The following is a 14748-nucleotide window of genomic DNA, read 5'->3' as shown; positions in this document are numbered from 1 at the left end:
CTCCGATGAAACGCGTAGTCATTACCGGCGCCGGGACGATCAACTCGCTGGGCCATTCCGTTCCCGATACGCTGGAGGCCATGCGCGAAGGGCGCTGTGGGATTTCCCCGCTTGAGTTTCGGGATGTGGATCGCCTGTCCATCAAAATCGGCGGTCAGGTGCGCGGGTTTGAGGCCGAGGGCCGTTTTAACCGCCAACAGATGAGCCTTTACGACCGGTTCACTCAATTCACGTTGACCGCCGCGAAAGAGGCGATTGATCAGTCCGGTATCAAGTTCAACGGTGAGCTTGCCGCCCGGTCAGGTGTCGTACTGGGCACGGCCGGTGGCGGTGTGTCGACCTGGGACGACAATTACCGGTCGGTCTATGAAGACGGCAAGAACCGGGTGCATCCCTTTGTTGTGCCAAAGCTGATGAACAACGCAGCGGCCAGCCATGTGTCGATGGAACACAACCTCAAAGGCCCCAGCTTTACCGTTTCCACCGCATGCGCGTCATCCAACCACGCAATGGCGCAGGCGTTCCAGATGGTGCGCAGCGGGGCGGCTCCGGCGATGGTCACCGGTGGGTCGGAATCGATGCTGTGCTTTGGCGGCGTGAAAGCCTGGGAAGGGTTGCGCGTGATGTCCAAGGACGCCTGCCGCCCGTTCAGCGCGAACCGGAACGGCATGGTTCAGGGCGAAGGTGCGGGTGTTTTTGTGTTCGAGGAATACGATCACGCCCGGGCGCGCGGGGCCGAGATTCTGTGTGAGGTCGTGGGGTTTGCCATGTCCTCGGATGCGTCGGACATCGTTATGCCCAGCAAACAAGGGGCTGCACGGGCCATGGCCGGAGCTTTGGCCGATGCGCGGCTGAATGCGGATCAGGTGGGCTATATCAACGCCCACGGCACCGGGACGGCAGCCAATGACAAAACCGAATGCGCGGCTGTTGCGGATGTGTTCGGTCCGCATGCGGATGATCTGATGATCTCATCCACAAAGTCCATGCATGGTCACCTGATCGGCGGCACCGGGGCGGTTGAGCTGTTGGCCTGTATCATGGCACTGCGGGATGGGGTGATTGCTCCTACCATTGGCTATGAAGAGCCCGACCCCGAATGCGCGTTGGATGTGGTGCCGAATGTCGCCCGAGAGGCAAAGGTTGACGTTGTTCTCAGTAACGCCTTTGCGTTTGGCGGGTTGAACGCGGTGTTGGCGCTGAAAAGCGTTTAAAGAATTGTCAGCGATCCACAAACGCCGCCCTCAGCGGGGCGGCGTTTCTTCGTTGAAATACTAGTTGGGAATAACAGTCAACTGATCGAAACCAGCAGTGAAACCCGCAAAGGATACTTCCAACTGCAGTGCTTGCGTCGGCGCAATAAGGGAAACCAGCGACAAGGTTCCCTTACTGCCGTTTTTCATGGCGTCGATGTCCTGCTGTGTAAAACCGACTTGTGCCACACAGCCAACCGGATTGCAGTAGTGGTAGTTGTACCGTTTGCTGGGCGCTCCGTCGACTGACAGCGCTATCTGAGCTTGCAAGAGAACTTCAAGCGGCACAACTATGGTTGCGCCCGCTACGGCTGGTGATGTTTCAGACAGTTTTTCAATCGTGATTTCCGCAACTGGCTGACCTTGCTGACCATTCAAAGTCTGACGCATTGCGCAGGGCTCGGTGTCGGTGCCGGTATTGATGCACATGATTGCCCAATCGCCGGATTCTTCCTTGAGGTACTGCTCTCCAACCCGCGGCCCGGTTTCACCCAGGTCAAGTTCGGTCCCGATTTGAGTCTGAGGTATCTGGTTTTCGGGCTGCGCTTCCTGCGCGTGTACAGCACCACCGCACAGCGCAGCGGCGGCCACAGTGAAGGGGATAAGTTTCTTGATCATGAATGCCTCGGCAGAGTGATTGAGCTTTTTTCTGGCTCATACCATCCTTCGGCTACAGTGTCAGGTCTTAACCTGCGCAATCGGATTGTTGTGAACGTTTTTTTGCCGTTTTCGCTGGGCTTACCCAAAAAAGAAGAGAGCCGGTGGAGCGGCTCCCTTCAAAAATTTTCTCCCCGTCGGACTGGCCGACTTAGTTATGCGCAGACGTTACGAAAGGCGGGGCCATCGGTCAACTGCTAACCTGAAATTTAATGGTTGTTACAGCATTTCCTTAAAAAAGACCGCGCCCAAGGGCGCGGCCAGTCGACAGGGAGGAAGTCTGCCGCCCCGAACCAATGGCCACGAGGGCGGCAAATAGACTATCGCAGTCAAAGGTTAACTTTGTATGCTGGGTGCAGATCGGTAGAATTAAGGCCTTGCAGATATGAACAAAAACATCTTTCTCGGTGGCGGGGGTAACGACTACAGCCAGCCTCAATCCCTGACACTGAAATATGCCAACCGGCATGGGCTGATCGCCGGTGCGACGGGGACCGGCAAGACGGTCACGCTGCAGATATTGGCCGAGGGGTTCTCGCAAGCGGGGGTGCCGGTCTTTTTATCCGACGTCAAAGGCGATCTGTCTGGTTTGGCCAAAGCGGGCAGTGAGACACATAAGCTGCATCAGGCGTTTCAGGATCGTGCGACCCGCATCGGGTTTCAGGACTACGCCTATGCCGCATGCCCTGTGACCTTTTGGGATTTGTTCGGACAGCAAGGACACCCGGTCCGCACGACCGTGACCGAGATGGGCCCGCTGTTGTTGTCGCGCCTCATGGATCTGAGCGAGGCGCAGGAAGGTATTCTGAATATCGCATTCCGCGTGGCAGATGAGGAAGGCATGCCGCTGCTGGACCTCAAGGATTTGCAGGCGTTGCTGGTGTGGATTGGTGAGAACCGCGCGCAGCTGTCTTTGCGCTATGGCAATGTCTCGACCGCATCAATCGGGGCGATCCAGCGGCGCTTGCTGGTGCTGGAAAACCAGGGCGGCACCAATCTGTTTGGCGAACCCGCACTGGAACTGGCGGATTTGATGCGCACGGATGAAAATGGGCAGGGGATGGTGAATATCCTCGCCTCGGACAAGCTGATGGGGTCGCCCAGGCTATATGCCACGTTCCTGCTGTGGTTGCTGAGCGAGCTGTTCGAGGAACTGCCCGAGGTCGGCGACCCCGACAAACCCAAACTGGTGTTTTTCTTTGACGAGGCGCATCTGCTGTTCGAAGACGCGCCCAAAGTCCTGGTCGACAAGGTTGAACAAGTCGCGCGGCTGATCCGTTCCAAAGGTGTGGGGGTCTATTTCATCTCGCAAAACCCGGCGGATATTCCCGAGGATATTCTGGGTCAGCTTGGCAACCGTGTGCAGCACGCATTGCGCGCCTTTACGGCTCGGGACCGAAAGAATCTGCGCCTTGCCGCCGAGACCTATCGCGAAAACCCGGCTTTCGATACCGAGGCCGCCATCCGTGAGGTCGGCGTGGGTGAGGCGGTGACCTCGATGTTGCAGAAAAAGGGCGTTCCGGGGGTTGTAGAAAGAACGTTGATCCGACCGCCCGGCAGCCAGCTTGGACCGATTGAGCCAGCCGAACGTACGGCCATTTTGGCAGCCTCGCCAATGCAGGCCAAATACGGGACCTTGAAAGATCGAAAATCCGCCTTTGAAATCCTGCAGGCCCGGTCAGATCAGGCCGCGCAAGCCGCCGCCGAGGCCGAAGAGCAGGAGGAAACACAAACCGTTGCAGAACGAGAATTCGCAACGGCGCGCCGCTATTCCGGCAGTCGGGTCGGGCGGTCCTCTTCGCGCGTGACTCGGCAGAAAGACACATTTGCCACCGCCATGACCGACGCGGTTATCAAAGAGCTGAAAGGCACAACCGGGCGCCGCATCGTTCGCGGAATTCTGGGCGGATTGTTCCGCGCCAGATAGATCAGGGGCGCCGGGCTGCCAAAGGTCCGCCCGGCGCGCAGCACATCAGCCCAGTTGACGCTGGCCTTCCTGTTGGCAATAGGCGTCCGCCTCACTGACCGACATTTTGGTCGCCGGGAAATCAATCGCCCGGTCCCAGACAACGCGATCAGGGCGGTACAGCTGACAGGTGACTTCGCCTTTGGGGGTCTGGATCGTGACCGGATCGGTTTCAAAATCCTTGGGCGAGGGGATACAGGCGGCCAGGCTGATCACAACCGGCAGCAGCAGAATCTTGGGGATATACGAAGGTTTCATGTGTCGTCTTCTTACTCTCGAAAGGTGACCTGTAGTATCAGCGTGAACTGACTAATTTAACGTGAAGGCGATCTGGCGCGGGTCCGGACAGTGCCCAACTGTCATTCGGTCTATTCATGTTCCGAAGATGAATCAAGAAACCGCGCCGATGACGCAGCGCGGTTTCAAAAATTTAGCAGAAATTTGATCTATTTTTCGGGGATTAGACCTCTTGGGCTGAATCTGAGGACAATCAACAGGATCAAACCCATGGTGAACAGGCGCATATGCGCGGCGCTGTCGATCAGATGCGATTTGAGCCCGCTGCCATCCGGCAGTCCAGAGGTGATCAGGTTCATCAGCCACAGCCCCATAGGTTCGACCTGAACCCACAGGAACCAGATCAGAAAGGCCCCTAGTACGGCGCCGAAATTATTGCCCGACCCGCCGACAATCACCATGACCCACACCAGGAAGGTAAAGCGCAGCGGGTTGTATGTGCCCGGCGTCAACTGCCCATCCAGCGTGGTCATCATCGCACCAGCAATGCCGCAAATGGCAGAGCCCAGAACGAAAATCTGCAAGTGGCGGCGGGTGACATCTTTGCCCATCGCCTCGGCCGCGACCTCATTGTCGCGAATGGCGCGCATCATGCGGCCCCACGGGCTTTTCAACGCCATCTGCGCCATCCAAAGCAGCAACAGCAGCACGATGGTAAACAGCAGCGAATAGCCCAGCTTGACCGACAGGGTCGAGGCTGTGACCGGATCGATCCCAAGCCAATCGGCCCGCGCGAGGAATGAGGGGTCTTGTTGTAACTCAACCTCATAGCCCACCACGGGCGAAGGGCGCGGGATGCCGTAGACATTCTTGACCCCACGGGCCAGCCAGTCTTCGTTTTTCATGATCGCGATGATGATTTCGGCAATGCCCAGTGTCGCAATCGCCAGATAGTCCGAACGCAGCCCCAGAGCGGTTTTCCCGATCAGCCACGCGGCCCCGGCGGCCAAGAGCCCGCCCGCAGGCCAGGCCAGCAGAACGGGCAGGTTCAGGCCGCCAATATTGCCCGCAACGGCGGGATCAATCGCCTCAATCGCTGCGATATTAGGGTCGAACACGGCGCGGTAGATGAAGAAACCCGCAATCAGGATCGCGATGATCGACAGCGTACGAACGCGGCCTTTCTGCATCTTTTGCGAGATCATGACAGCGGCCACGACGGTCGCGGCCCCCAGCAACAGCGCAAGGATGACGCCGTAACCACCGGCGGTCCAGGCCCCCGGCGTCGGCGGGGTTGAAACCAGCACAACTGCCAACCCGCCCAGCGCGACAAAGCCCATAACGCCGACGTTAAAAAGGCCCGCAAACCCCCATTGCAGGTTCACGCCCAGCGCCATGATGGCCGAGATCAGCCCCATATTCAGGATCAGGATCGCGGCGTTCCAGCTTTGCGTGAACCCGGTCAGAAGGATCAGCCCACCAACGACAACGAAAAGCAGCGTGTTTTTGACAGACACGGTCATACCGCTTTCCCCTTGAACAGGCCCGTGGGCTTAAACAGCAACACAATCAGCAAGATAACGAAGCTGACGGCGAATTTGTAATCGGTGGAAAGGAACTGAACCAATCCCGACGGCTCCAGGCTTTCGGGTGCCAGATAGGTCAGCACCTTTTTCCACGCATAGGTGATCGTCACCTCGGAAAACGCGATGATGAACCCGCCTGCGATGGCACCCAGCGGGTTGCCAAGGCCGCCCACGATGGCCGAGGCGAAGATCGGCAGCAGAAGCTGGAAATAGACAAACGGCTTAAAGCTTTTGTCCAGCCCGTACAGAACCCCCGCCGTGGTCGCCAGAGCAGCGACGATGATCCACGTGATCATCACCACACGCTCGGGGTTGATACCGGACAGCAGCGCCAGATCCTCGTTATCCGAATAAGCGCGCATCGATTTGCCGGTGCGGGTCTTGTTCAGGAACCAGAACAGCAGCACCACGGCGACAACGGCCACAACCACGGTAATGCCTTGGGATGTCTTGATCGCCAGCCCCTCACGCAGCCCGGTCATAGCTTTGAAGTCGCGCGCTGAGACGATGAACCGTTCCCCGTCCGAAAACCTTTGATCGTCTGGCCCGATGATGAACCGCACCAGCCCGTTCATGATGAACATCACACCCATCGACACGATCACCAGAATGACCGGCTTGGCCTTTTGGTCCCGGTAAAAGCGGTAAACCAGCCGGTCAGTGGCAAGCACCAAAACAATACAGCCCAGAATGGCAAAAGGCAGGGCCAGCAGAGCGGTCGGCAGCGGCCCAAAACTGACCCCTGCGGCCTGCAGGCCCCATGTGACCAGAACAGCGATCATCGCGCCAAAGGCCATCGTATCGCCATGGGCAAAGTTCGAGAACCGCAGGATGCCATAGATCAGCGTCACCCCCAAAGCGCCCAACGCCAACTGGCTGCCATAAGCGATTGCGGGAACGAGAACGAAGTTGGAGAGCGCCACAAGGGCGTTGAGGAAGTCCATATCGATTACCAATCGGAATCACAGAGAAGGTCTTGGGTGAAATACTGGTGGGGCTCATCCCACTTCTTCTTGTAAAAGGTCATTTGCCAAGGTAGATCGTCCGCCTTGTCTATGTTCGCCCTGCTGTATCCGATTTCTTCCACGTCACCGGTCATAACAAGCGCATAACCATCTATACGGAAGGGAGATTCTTGTTTTCCTTCGAGCCAGTCCTCGAGACGAAATGTTATGTCTCCAGCAAAACCGGCCTCTTCAGAATACCACAGCGCTATAGGCAGTTTACCTGCACGAGGATTTATTAGGTCCACCCACGCTGTTCCTATATGCCAATTGTCAAAGGGATAGTTCGCCGGACCGCTCAACTCAGTAAGTGACAAGTCAAAAATTAGCGACGTATAAACTATCGTAGTCGGTTCATTGGTTTTCTTGCACAGAAACTGGTGGTCGCATTTTTGAATTATGACGCAATCATACTCGATGAAACTGCTCTGAGGCTCCGAATATGCCAAAACGGCAGAAGTCGAGATCGCGAGAAAAAATGACGTAGCAGCAAGTTTGATCATCCTCACCCTCCCAAGAAACTCTTGCGCACTTCGGGATCGGCCAGCAGTTCCTTGCCCGTGCCGGTATAGGCATTCCGCCCCTGAACCAGCACATATCCCTTGTCCGCGATTTCCAGCGCCTGCCTGGCGTTCTGTTCGACCATCAGGATCGGCAACCCGGTGCGCGAGACCTCAATGATCCGGTCAAACAACTCATCCATCACGATGGGCGACACACCAGCGGTCGGCTCGTCCAGCATCAGCACCTTGGGCTGGGTCATCAGCGCGCGGCCCACGGCGACCTGCTGGCGTTGACCGCCCGACAGCTCTCCGGCGGCTTGGTTGCGCTTGTCGCGCAGGATGGGGAACAGGTCATAGACCTGCTCCATCGTCCCCGAAATATCATCGCGGCGGATGAAGGCGCCCATCTCAAGATTTTCTTCCACCGTCATCGAGGTGAAGATGTTCGAGGTCTGCGGCACAAATCCCATGCCGCGCATCACACGGTCTTGTGGGCTGAGGTTGGTGATATCCTCACCATCCAGCCGCACCGCGCCCGAGCGCACGTCGAGCATGCCGAACACGGCTTTCATCGCAGTGGACTTGCCTGCGCCATTGGGGCCGACGATCACCGCAATTTCACCCTTGTCCACGGCGATGGTGCAGTCGTGCAGGATGTCGGGGCCCTTGCCATACCCGCCCGTCATCGTGTCACCGATCAGGAAGGGGCCGCCATCAACCTTATGCGTCTCACCGCTTTTGGGATGGGCGGGGGTCATGGTGCCGACCCCGTGGGTATTGGTGATCGAGGCATCCTTGTTGCCCTTGTCGTCCTGGTAGGGGTTGTCGGTCATGCGCCCGCCTCCAGCTTGTCTTTGTTCTTGAGGCCGGTGCCCAGATAGGCTTCGATCACATGCTCATTGGCTTTGATTTCGTCCAGAGTGCCCTCGGCCAGCACCTTGCCCTCGGCCATGCAGATGACCGGATCGCAAATCTTGCCGATGAAATCCATGTCGTGTTCGATCACGACGAAGGTATAGCCGCGTTCTTTGTTCAGACGCAGGATCGTATCGCCGATGGTCATCAGCAGGGTGCGGTTCACGCCAGCGCCGACCTCGTCCAGAAACACGATCTTGGCGTCGACCATCATGGTGCGGCCCAACTCCAGCAGTTTCTTCTGCCCGCCCGAGACCTGACCGGCCTTGTGGTCGGCCAGATGTTCGATGGTCAGGAACTCCAGCACTTCATCGGCCTTGGCGCGTAGCGCGCGTTCTTCATCGGCGATGCGTTTGCGCCCGAACCATGTGTTCCACAGCGATTCACCCGATTGCGCGCCGGGTACCATCATCAGGTTCTCGCGGCAGGTCATCGAGGAAAACTCATGCGCGATCTGGAACGTGCGCAGCAGGCCCTTGTGAAACAGCTCATGCGGGGGCAGGCCGGTGATATCCTCACCATCCATAAAGACCTTGCCGCTGGTCGGCGGCAGGACACCCGCGATGACATTGAACAGAGTGGTTTTTCCGGCCCCGTTCGGCCCGATCAGACCGGTGATCGAGCCCTTTTGGATTTCCAGCGATGCCCCATCCACCGCATGAAACCCGCCGAAATGCTTGTGCACGTCTTCGACGACGATCATCTTTTCCCCTAGCCGCCGTTTTCCGGCGTTGTTGCCACATCCCTGTACGAATGGTGCGGGCTTTTGTCATTGAAACAGCCCGGACACAAGGCCCGGGCTGCTTGTTTTTATGACTTTTAACGCAGGATCAACGGAAGTTGACGGTTGCGTTTTCGCCGTCGGTGACTTCGATCTCACGATACGAGCCCGCGCTTTCACCGGGGCCGATCAGCTCAACGCCGGACGCACCGACATAGTCGATGTCCTGACCTGCGGCCAGCAGCTCAAGACCTTTGGCCAGCTCACCGGGATAGATTTTCTCACCCGGGGCGTTGGCGACGTCCATGATTTTCGCGCCGTACTCGGCCGGGTTGGTGGACCCGGCGGCCTGCATCGCCAGCATGAACAGCGCAGCTGCGTCATAGCTTTCCGGCGAATAGGGCGACGAGCCGTCGAACCCTGCGGCTTCGGCCATGGCAAAGTACTTTTCAGCACCTTCACCACCCGAACCGGCAATCTGACCGAACGAGCCGTTCAGGTCGGGGCCAACATTGGCAGGCAGCGAGTCACCGATCATGCCACCGGGCAGACCGAAGGTGTCAAATGCACCGCTGTCCAGTGCCGACTGGATGATGCCCAGACCGCCCTGATCCAAGTAGCCCGCGACAACCAGAATGTCGCCACCGGCCGAGGCCAGCGCGCCCACTTCGGCGGAATAGTCGGCTTTGCCGTCTTCGTGCGCGGCAACGATGGTGACTTCGCCACCCGACGCCTCGAACGAGGACTGGATCGCATCTGCCAGACCCTTGCCGTAGTCGTTGTTGGTATAGGTCAGCGCGATTGAGCTGATGCCACGATCGTTCAGGATGTCGGCCATCACCTGACCTTCGCGCGCATCCGACGGGGCGGTGCGGAAGAACAGGCCGTTGTCTTCCATGGTCGACAGACCGGGTGATGTGGCCGAGGGCGAGATCATCACCATGCCGTTCGGGATCGCAACGTTCTGCAGGATTGCACCGGTCACGCCCGAGCAGTCTCCGCCGATGATACCAGCGACGCCATCGGCGATCATGCGTTCCCCGTTCGAGGTGGCCAGACCGTTGTCGATACAACCGGTATCGGCGCGGCTGCCGGTGACGGTTGCGCCGTCCAGCAGTTTGCCGGATTCGGTGACTTCGGCCATGGCCATTTCAGCGCCCGAACCCATCGCAGGGGCCAGCGATTCAATCGGGCCGGTGAAACCGAACAGAACGCCCAGTTTTACATCGTCGGCCATTGCGGTGCCCGCCAGCAGGGCGGTTGCTGCAGTTGCGGTAAGCAGCTTTTTCATGTGGTTACTCCCAAGTTGGAACGTCTTCGTTCTGAGCACGACCCTAGGCAAGCTGTTCGGAAAAGAAAAGTCCTCACACAAATGTGTTGTTGCCAGCTAGGCTCTGCATTGGTTTGCTGGCATGGTTGCTGTGTGGGCAGTCATGCGATGCTGGAGGGAATGATGTTCAAAGGTAGCCTGATTCTGGTTCTGTCGCTGGCGGCTGGTTTGGCGAGCGCCGAAACGATGCAAACCTCGGCCGGGCCGATAGAGGTCAAACCCATGGTTCAGGACCTTGATGCCCCCTGGGCTATCGGCATCCTGCCCGAGGAAGGGTTCCTTGTGACCGAGCGCGACGGCAATCTTCTTCATGTCAAAGATGGGCAGACAAACCGCGTGAAAGGCGTGCCCCGGGTGGCCGCAGATGGGCAGGGCGGGTTATTGGACGTGACCATTGCCCGCGATTTCCCGGAAACGCGCGAGATTTTCCTGACCTTCTCGAAACGGCAGTTCCGCAAGGCGGGTACCGCGCTGGCCGTGGCGCGGTTATCCGAAGACGGCACCCATCTGACCCGGGTGCGGGTGGTTTTCGAAGCTGTCCCGGGCGGACGTACCGGCAAGCATTTCGGATCGCGCGTGGTTGAGGCGCGGGATGGCACGCTGTTCGTCACAATCGGGGATCGTGGCGACCGGCCGGCGGCGCAGGACACATCGAACCACATCGGTTCAATCATCCGCGTTAACCGCAACGGCACCGTGCCTGACGACAATCCGTTTGTGAATGATGACGACGTGCGGTCGGAAATCTGGTCCTATGGCCACCGCAACCCGCAGGGCGCGGGTCTGGACGCCGAGGGTAATCTTTGGACGTCGGAACATGGGGCGCGTGGCGGGGATGAGGTCAATCTGATCCTACCGGGGCGGAACTATGGGTGGCCGGTGATCTCTTATGGTGTGCATTATTCGGGCGAAAAGATCGGCGAAGGAACATCAAAACCCGGATTGGAGCAGCCGCAGCACTATTGGGACCCGTCCATCGCGCCGTCTGGCCTGATGGTCTATTCGGGCAAGCTGTGGCCGGAATGGGAGGGCAACATTTTTGTCGGCTCGCTCAAGTTCGACTATATCGCGCGCCTGACCGGTGATCCGCTATCCGAGGTTGAGCAAATCAAAGGGCCGGAAACGATCCGGGTCCGCGATATTGTCGAGGCCCCGGACGGCGCGATCTGGTTTATTTCCGTGGGAGAAGGGGCCGTTTACCGCATGAGCCCCGAAGGCGATCCGTCGTAACTCAGCCCGAAAGACGCTCACCCTGTGCGCCGCGCTCGCGGTAGGGTGTGGTGTTGTAATGCGCCCGGTAGCATTTTGAGAAATGGCTGGGGGATGCAAAGCCGCAGGCCAGCGCCACATTAATCACGCTCATATCCGTTTGCATCAGCAGGTTGCGGGCCTTGTGCAGGCGCAATTCCATGTAATAGCGCTTGGGCGAACGGCTGAGATAGCGGCGGAACAGCCGCTCAAGCTGCCGGGTCGACATGCCCACGTCCTTGGCCAGAATCGAAGGCGAGATCGGCTCTTCGATGTTCTTCTCCATCATCAGGATCACCTGGCTTAGCTTGGGGTGCCGGACGCCGATGCGGGTTGGCGTAGACAGGCGCTGCGTGTCCTGGTCGGTTCGGATCGAAGAATAGATCATCTGATCTGCCACGGCATTGGCCAGATCCTCGCCATAGTCATCGGCGATGATCTTCAACATCAGATCGATGGAGGATGTACCGCCCGCCGTGGTCATCCGGTTGCCGTCAATTAGGAAGACCGATTTGGTCAGTTCGACCTCGTCGAATTCTTCGACAAAACTGTCCGAGTTCTCCCAGTGGATCGTGGCGCGCTTGCCGTCCAGCAGACCGGCTTTGGCCAAAGTATAGGCTGCAGTGCACAACCCGCCGATGCGCAAGCCCCGGCGCGCCTCGCGGCGGACCCAATTCAGCACCCGTTTGGTGGTTGCGGTCTGAACATCCACGCCGCCGCAGATCAGAACGACGTCATCGCGTTGCAGATCGACCAGATCCGAATCCAGATGAAACGATGTACCGGCCGAGCATTGCACCACCTCGCCGCCATCCCCCATCAGGGTCCACGTGTAAAGCTCTCTGTCCGCCATGCGGTTGGCAATGCGCAAGCTGTCCAGCGCTGATGCAAAAGACAGCAGCGAGAACTTGTCCAGCAGGACAAATACAAAGTTCTTTGGGTGGGATTTCTTGTCTTCCACCGTGACAACTTGGCGTTGCTCTTGCATGGCGAGGGGTCCTTGATTCGGCGCATGGTCGGTTTAACCCTGCGGCAGATTTGGCAGCCACCATGATCAAAGCTTGTTTACGACGTCAAGGGGCGCAAAAGGGATATGGTCACTCTTCATTGCATTTTGTATAGAGACGACCTGAACACTTCAGCGGAGATCAAAGCTATGACCGAATGGCAAAAAACGAACTGGCGCAACAAGCCCCGGGTTCAGATGCCAGACTATACCGACGCGGCCGCTCTGGCCAAGGTCGAAGGCCAGCTTTCACAGTATCCGCCGCTGGTCTTTGCCGGTGAGGCGCGGCGGCTCAAGCAGCTGTTGGGGGCCGCCGGTCGCGGCGAAGCCTTCCTGCTGCAGGGCGGCGATTGCGCAGAAAGCTTTGAGCAATTCAGCGCGGATGCCATCCGTGACACGTTCAAGGTGATGCTGCAGATGGCAATGGTTCTGACCTATGGCGCCAAGGTGCCTGTGGTCAAAGTTGGCCGCATGGCCGGACAGTTCGCCAAACCGCGCAGCGCGCCAACCGAGGTTGTGGATGGCGTTGAGTTGCCCAGCTACCGCGGTGACATCATCAACGAACTGGCCTTCACGCCCGAAGCGCGCATTCCGAACCCCGGCAAGATGCTGCAGGCCTACACGCAGGCGGCTGCCACGCTGAACCTGCTGCGCGCCTTCTCAACCGGTGGTTTCGCCGATATGAGCATGGTGCATTCGTGGACCCTTGGGTTCACAGATGATCAGGACGTGCAGAAATATTCGGAGATCGCTGATCGCATTCAGGATTCCATTGATTTCATGGATGCCGCCGGGATCAACGCCGACACCACGCATGAATTCTCGACCGTAGAATTCTACACCAGCCACGAAGGGCTGCTGCTGGAATACGAAGAGGCGCTGACCCGTCTTGATTCGACCTCGGGCAACTGGCTGGCCGGGTCGGGCCACATGATCTGGATCGGTGACCGCACCCGTCAGCCGGACGGTGCACATGTGGAGTTCTGCCGTGGCGTTCTGAACCCGATCGGTCTGAAATGCGGTCCGACGACCACAGCCGAAGACCTCAAGGTTCTGATGGCCAAGCTGAACCCCGAAAACGAAGAGGGTCGCCTGACCCTGATCGCGCGCTTCGGCGCGGGCAAAGCGGGCGAGCATCTGCCGCGTCTGGTCAAGGCCGTCAAGGAAGAGGGGGCCAAGGTCACCTGGGTCTGCGACCCGATGCATGGCAACACGATCAAATCGGCCACGGGTTACAAGACCCGTCCGTTCGATTCGGTCCTGCGCGAGGTGCGCGACTTCTTTGGTGTGCATCAGGCCGAGGGCACGATCCCCGGTGGTGTGCATTTCGAGATGACCGGCCTGGACGTGACCGAATGCACCGGTGGCGTGCGGGCGGTGACCGAAGAGGATCTCTCGGACCGGTACCACACCGCATGTGACCCGCGCCTGAACGCGTCGCAATCGCTTGAGCTGGCCTTCCTGGTGGCAGAGGAGCTGACCAACCTGCGCCGGGATCGCAGCAAACGCGCTGCTAGCTAAGGGCAATTGCGAACGAAAAAGAAAAGGCGGGCCAGTTCGGTCCGCCTTTTTCTTTCTGTGAGACCTCGAACTGTGGCTAGTTTCAGTCGTCACGCGACGCCACAAGCCGCAGATGCGCGCCGCGCTGCTTGAAGCTTTCCGGATCCTCGGCAAATCCGGCCAGTTTACGTTCGGGCTGTGGTTGTTGGGTCTGGATGTCGGACACCGCGCGGACCCGGGTGTTGGGCACCGTAAACCGGCGCGGGGTCGCCCCGATTGCGCCATCGCTGACCAAAACGCCCAAAACGCGGCTGACATCGCCAAGGTCGCTTTTCAACGGCAACAGGATCATGCGGGCCTGCATGCGGGTACGACCCAACCGGCCGGTGGAAACCATCTCAAGATCTGCGATGGCGGGTTGGGCAAAGACCTGCTCCAGCGTATCTGTCACCTCTTGCCGGGCGGAGGCTTCGAAAAAGGCGGTCAGGGGCATGCCGCGCACCTCCATCCCTGCCAGAGCGTTCAGATGGCTTCCGGCCAGACGAAACCGCGCCAGACCCGGCGCGATCCGTTCGAGGATGAAGGTAAATTCCAGAATATTCTCAAGCCCGCGCGGATCGATCTGCGACCGCATCGGAACACTGTCACCGCTTAACAGCGCAGTCCAATACGCTTCGACCTGTCGGATGGGCGAAAGGCTGCGCCCGCTGTCAAAACGATCCATTGCGACGATCTTTCCAAAACTTGACCCGGAGCCGTTTCCAAAAAAGGCTTTCATCTCATTACCCTAGTGTCGATTGACCGTCATTTTCATAAAATGCC

Annotated in this window: 14 protein-coding genes; 4 read left to right on the top strand and 10 right to left on the bottom strand. The window is 58.6% G+C overall.

The genetic code is table 11. The features are described from left to right. Positions 1-5 precede the first annotated feature (5 nt). Positions 6-1214 carry a beta-ketoacyl-[acyl-carrier-protein] synthase family protein gene (locus ACR0J5_RS05890; protein WP_480651306.1) on the top strand — a complete coding sequence of 403 codons (1209 nt, stop codon included), beginning with the start codon at positions 6-8 and terminating at the stop codon, positions 1212-1214. A gap of 60 nt (positions 1215-1274) precedes the next feature. On the opposite strand, the gene ACR0J5_RS05885 is transcribed toward ACR0J5_RS05890, so the two are convergent. After that, complete coding sequence (locus tag ACR0J5_RS05885) at positions 1275-1871, bottom strand: invasion associated locus B family protein (protein WP_480651304.1); 597 nt, start codon at positions 1869-1871, stop codon at positions 1275-1277. A gap of 424 nt (positions 1872-2295) precedes the next feature. Between ACR0J5_RS05885 and ACR0J5_RS05880 the strand changes: the two genes are divergently transcribed. After that, positions 2296-3837, top strand: a complete 1542-nt coding sequence (locus ACR0J5_RS05880; RefSeq protein ID WP_480651302.1) for a helicase HerA-like domain-containing protein — start codon at positions 2296-2298, stop codon at positions 3835-3837. Positions 3838-3882: 45 nt separating this feature from the next. Here the strand turns inward: ACR0J5_RS05880 and ACR0J5_RS05875 are convergent, their stop codons facing one another. The 7 genes from ACR0J5_RS05875 to ACR0J5_RS05845 form a co-directional block, all read right to left on the bottom strand. Next, entirely contained in the window at positions 3883-4134 is a 252-nt protein-coding gene (locus ACR0J5_RS05875) for a hypothetical protein (RefSeq protein WP_480651300.1), read from the bottom strand. A 188-nt stretch (positions 4135-4322) separates the two neighbouring features. After that, on the bottom strand, positions 4323-5636 hold the full coding sequence (locus ACR0J5_RS05870) for a branched-chain amino acid ABC transporter permease (protein ID WP_480651298.1): 1314 nt from the start codon (positions 5634-5636) through the stop codon (positions 4323-4325). Continuing rightward, positions 5633-6643: a branched-chain amino acid ABC transporter permease gene (locus tag ACR0J5_RS05865; RefSeq protein ID WP_480651452.1), complete on the bottom strand. Its 1011-nt coding sequence runs from the start codon at positions 6641-6643 to the stop codon at positions 5633-5635. The genes ACR0J5_RS05870 and ACR0J5_RS05865 overlap by 4 nt, the downstream gene beginning before the upstream one ends. Before the next feature lie 5 nt (positions 6644-6648). Next, positions 6649-7206: a hypothetical protein gene (locus ACR0J5_RS05860; RefSeq protein WP_480651296.1), complete on the bottom strand. Its 558-nt coding sequence runs from the start codon at positions 7204-7206 to the stop codon at positions 6649-6651. A 2-nt stretch (positions 7207-7208) separates the two neighbouring features. Then, positions 7209-8039, bottom strand: a complete 831-nt coding sequence (locus tag ACR0J5_RS05855) for an ABC transporter ATP-binding protein (RefSeq protein WP_480651294.1) — start codon at positions 8037-8039, stop codon at positions 7209-7211. Then, entirely contained in the window at positions 8036-8824 is a 789-nt protein-coding gene (locus tag ACR0J5_RS05850; protein WP_480651292.1) for an ABC transporter ATP-binding protein, read from the bottom strand. The genes ACR0J5_RS05855 and ACR0J5_RS05850 overlap by 4 nt, the downstream gene beginning before the upstream one ends. A gap of 127 nt (positions 8825-8951) precedes the next feature. Further along, complete coding sequence (locus tag ACR0J5_RS05845) at positions 8952-10133, bottom strand: ABC transporter substrate-binding protein (protein ID WP_480651291.1); 1182 nt, start codon at positions 10131-10133, stop codon at positions 8952-8954. A gap of 162 nt (positions 10134-10295) precedes the next feature. Between ACR0J5_RS05845 and ACR0J5_RS05840 the strand changes: the two genes are divergently transcribed. Then, entirely contained in the window at positions 10296-11402 is a 1107-nt protein-coding gene (locus ACR0J5_RS05840; RefSeq protein ID WP_480651289.1) for a PQQ-dependent sugar dehydrogenase, read from the top strand. A 1-nt stretch (position 11403) separates the two neighbouring features. Here the strand turns inward: ACR0J5_RS05840 and ACR0J5_RS05835 are convergent, their stop codons facing one another. Continuing rightward, entirely contained in the window at positions 11404-12408 is a 1005-nt protein-coding gene (locus tag ACR0J5_RS05835) for a GlxA family transcriptional regulator (RefSeq protein WP_480651287.1), read from the bottom strand. Positions 12409-12576: 168 nt separating this feature from the next. Between ACR0J5_RS05835 and ACR0J5_RS05830 the strand changes: the two genes are divergently transcribed. Further along, positions 12577-13947 carry a class II 3-deoxy-7-phosphoheptulonate synthase gene (locus ACR0J5_RS05830; RefSeq protein WP_480651285.1) on the top strand — a complete coding sequence of 457 codons (1371 nt, stop codon included), beginning with the start codon at positions 12577-12579 and terminating at the stop codon, positions 13945-13947. An 82-nt stretch (positions 13948-14029) separates the two neighbouring features. Here the strand turns inward: ACR0J5_RS05830 and ACR0J5_RS05825 are convergent, their stop codons facing one another. Then, the gene (locus ACR0J5_RS05825; RefSeq protein ID WP_480651283.1) at positions 14030-14650 is read right to left on the bottom strand and encodes a PAS domain-containing protein; all 621 of its coding nucleotides are present in this window, start codon (positions 14648-14650) and stop codon (positions 14030-14032) included. Positions 14651-14748: the final 98 nt, after the last annotated feature.

The organism is Ruegeria sp. BE1 (genome assembly GCF_056538885.1).
Note: the sequence above shows the minus strand (reverse complement) of the source record. Positions and strands in the feature narration are given on the sequence as shown.

Excerpts from the sequence above, each read along its gene's own strand:
- ACR0J5_RS05865 (WP_480651452.1), bottom strand. The coding sequence starts at position 6,643 with ATGGACTTCCTCAACGCCCTTGTGGCGCTCTCCAACTTCGTTCTCGTT.
- ACR0J5_RS05870 (WP_480651298.1), bottom strand. The coding sequence starts at position 5,636 with ATGACCGTGTCTGTCAAAAACACGCTGCTTTTCGTTGTCGTTGGTGGG.
- ACR0J5_RS05850 (WP_480651292.1), bottom strand. The coding sequence starts at position 8,824 with ATGATCGTCGTCGAAGACGTGCACAAGCATTTCGGCGGGTTTCATGCG.
- ACR0J5_RS05880 (WP_480651302.1), top strand. The coding sequence starts at position 2,296 with ATGAACAAAAACATCTTTCTCGGTGGCGGGGGTAACGACTACAGCCAG.
- ACR0J5_RS05890 (WP_480651306.1), top strand. The coding sequence starts at position 6 with ATGAAACGCGTAGTCATTACCGGCGCCGGGACGATCAACTCGCTGGGC.
- ACR0J5_RS05840 (WP_480651289.1), top strand. The coding sequence starts at position 10,296 with ATGTTCAAAGGTAGCCTGATTCTGGTTCTGTCGCTGGCGGCTGGTTTG.
- ACR0J5_RS05875 (WP_480651300.1), bottom strand. The coding sequence starts at position 4,134 with ATGAAACCTTCGTATATCCCCAAGATTCTGCTGCTGCCGGTTGTGATC.
- ACR0J5_RS05885 (WP_480651304.1), bottom strand. The coding sequence starts at position 1,871 with ATGATCAAGAAACTTATCCCCTTCACTGTGGCCGCCGCTGCGCTGTGC.
- ACR0J5_RS05855 (WP_480651294.1), bottom strand. The coding sequence starts at position 8,039 with ATGACCGACAACCCCTACCAGGACGACAAGGGCAACAAGGATGCCTCG.
- ACR0J5_RS05825 (WP_480651283.1), bottom strand. The coding sequence starts at position 14,650 with ATGGATCGTTTTGACAGCGGGCGCAGCCTTTCGCCCATCCGACAGGTC.
- ACR0J5_RS05860 (WP_480651296.1), bottom strand. The coding sequence starts at position 7,206 with ATGATCAAACTTGCTGCTACGTCATTTTTTCTCGCGATCTCGACTTCT.
- ACR0J5_RS05845 (WP_480651291.1), bottom strand. The coding sequence starts at position 10,133 with ATGAAAAAGCTGCTTACCGCAACTGCAGCAACCGCCCTGCTGGCGGGC.
- ACR0J5_RS05835 (WP_480651287.1), bottom strand. The coding sequence starts at position 12,408 with ATGCAAGAGCAACGCCAAGTTGTCACGGTGGAAGACAAGAAATCCCAC.
- ACR0J5_RS05830 (WP_480651285.1), top strand. The coding sequence starts at position 12,577 with ATGACCGAATGGCAAAAAACGAACTGGCGCAACAAGCCCCGGGTTCAG.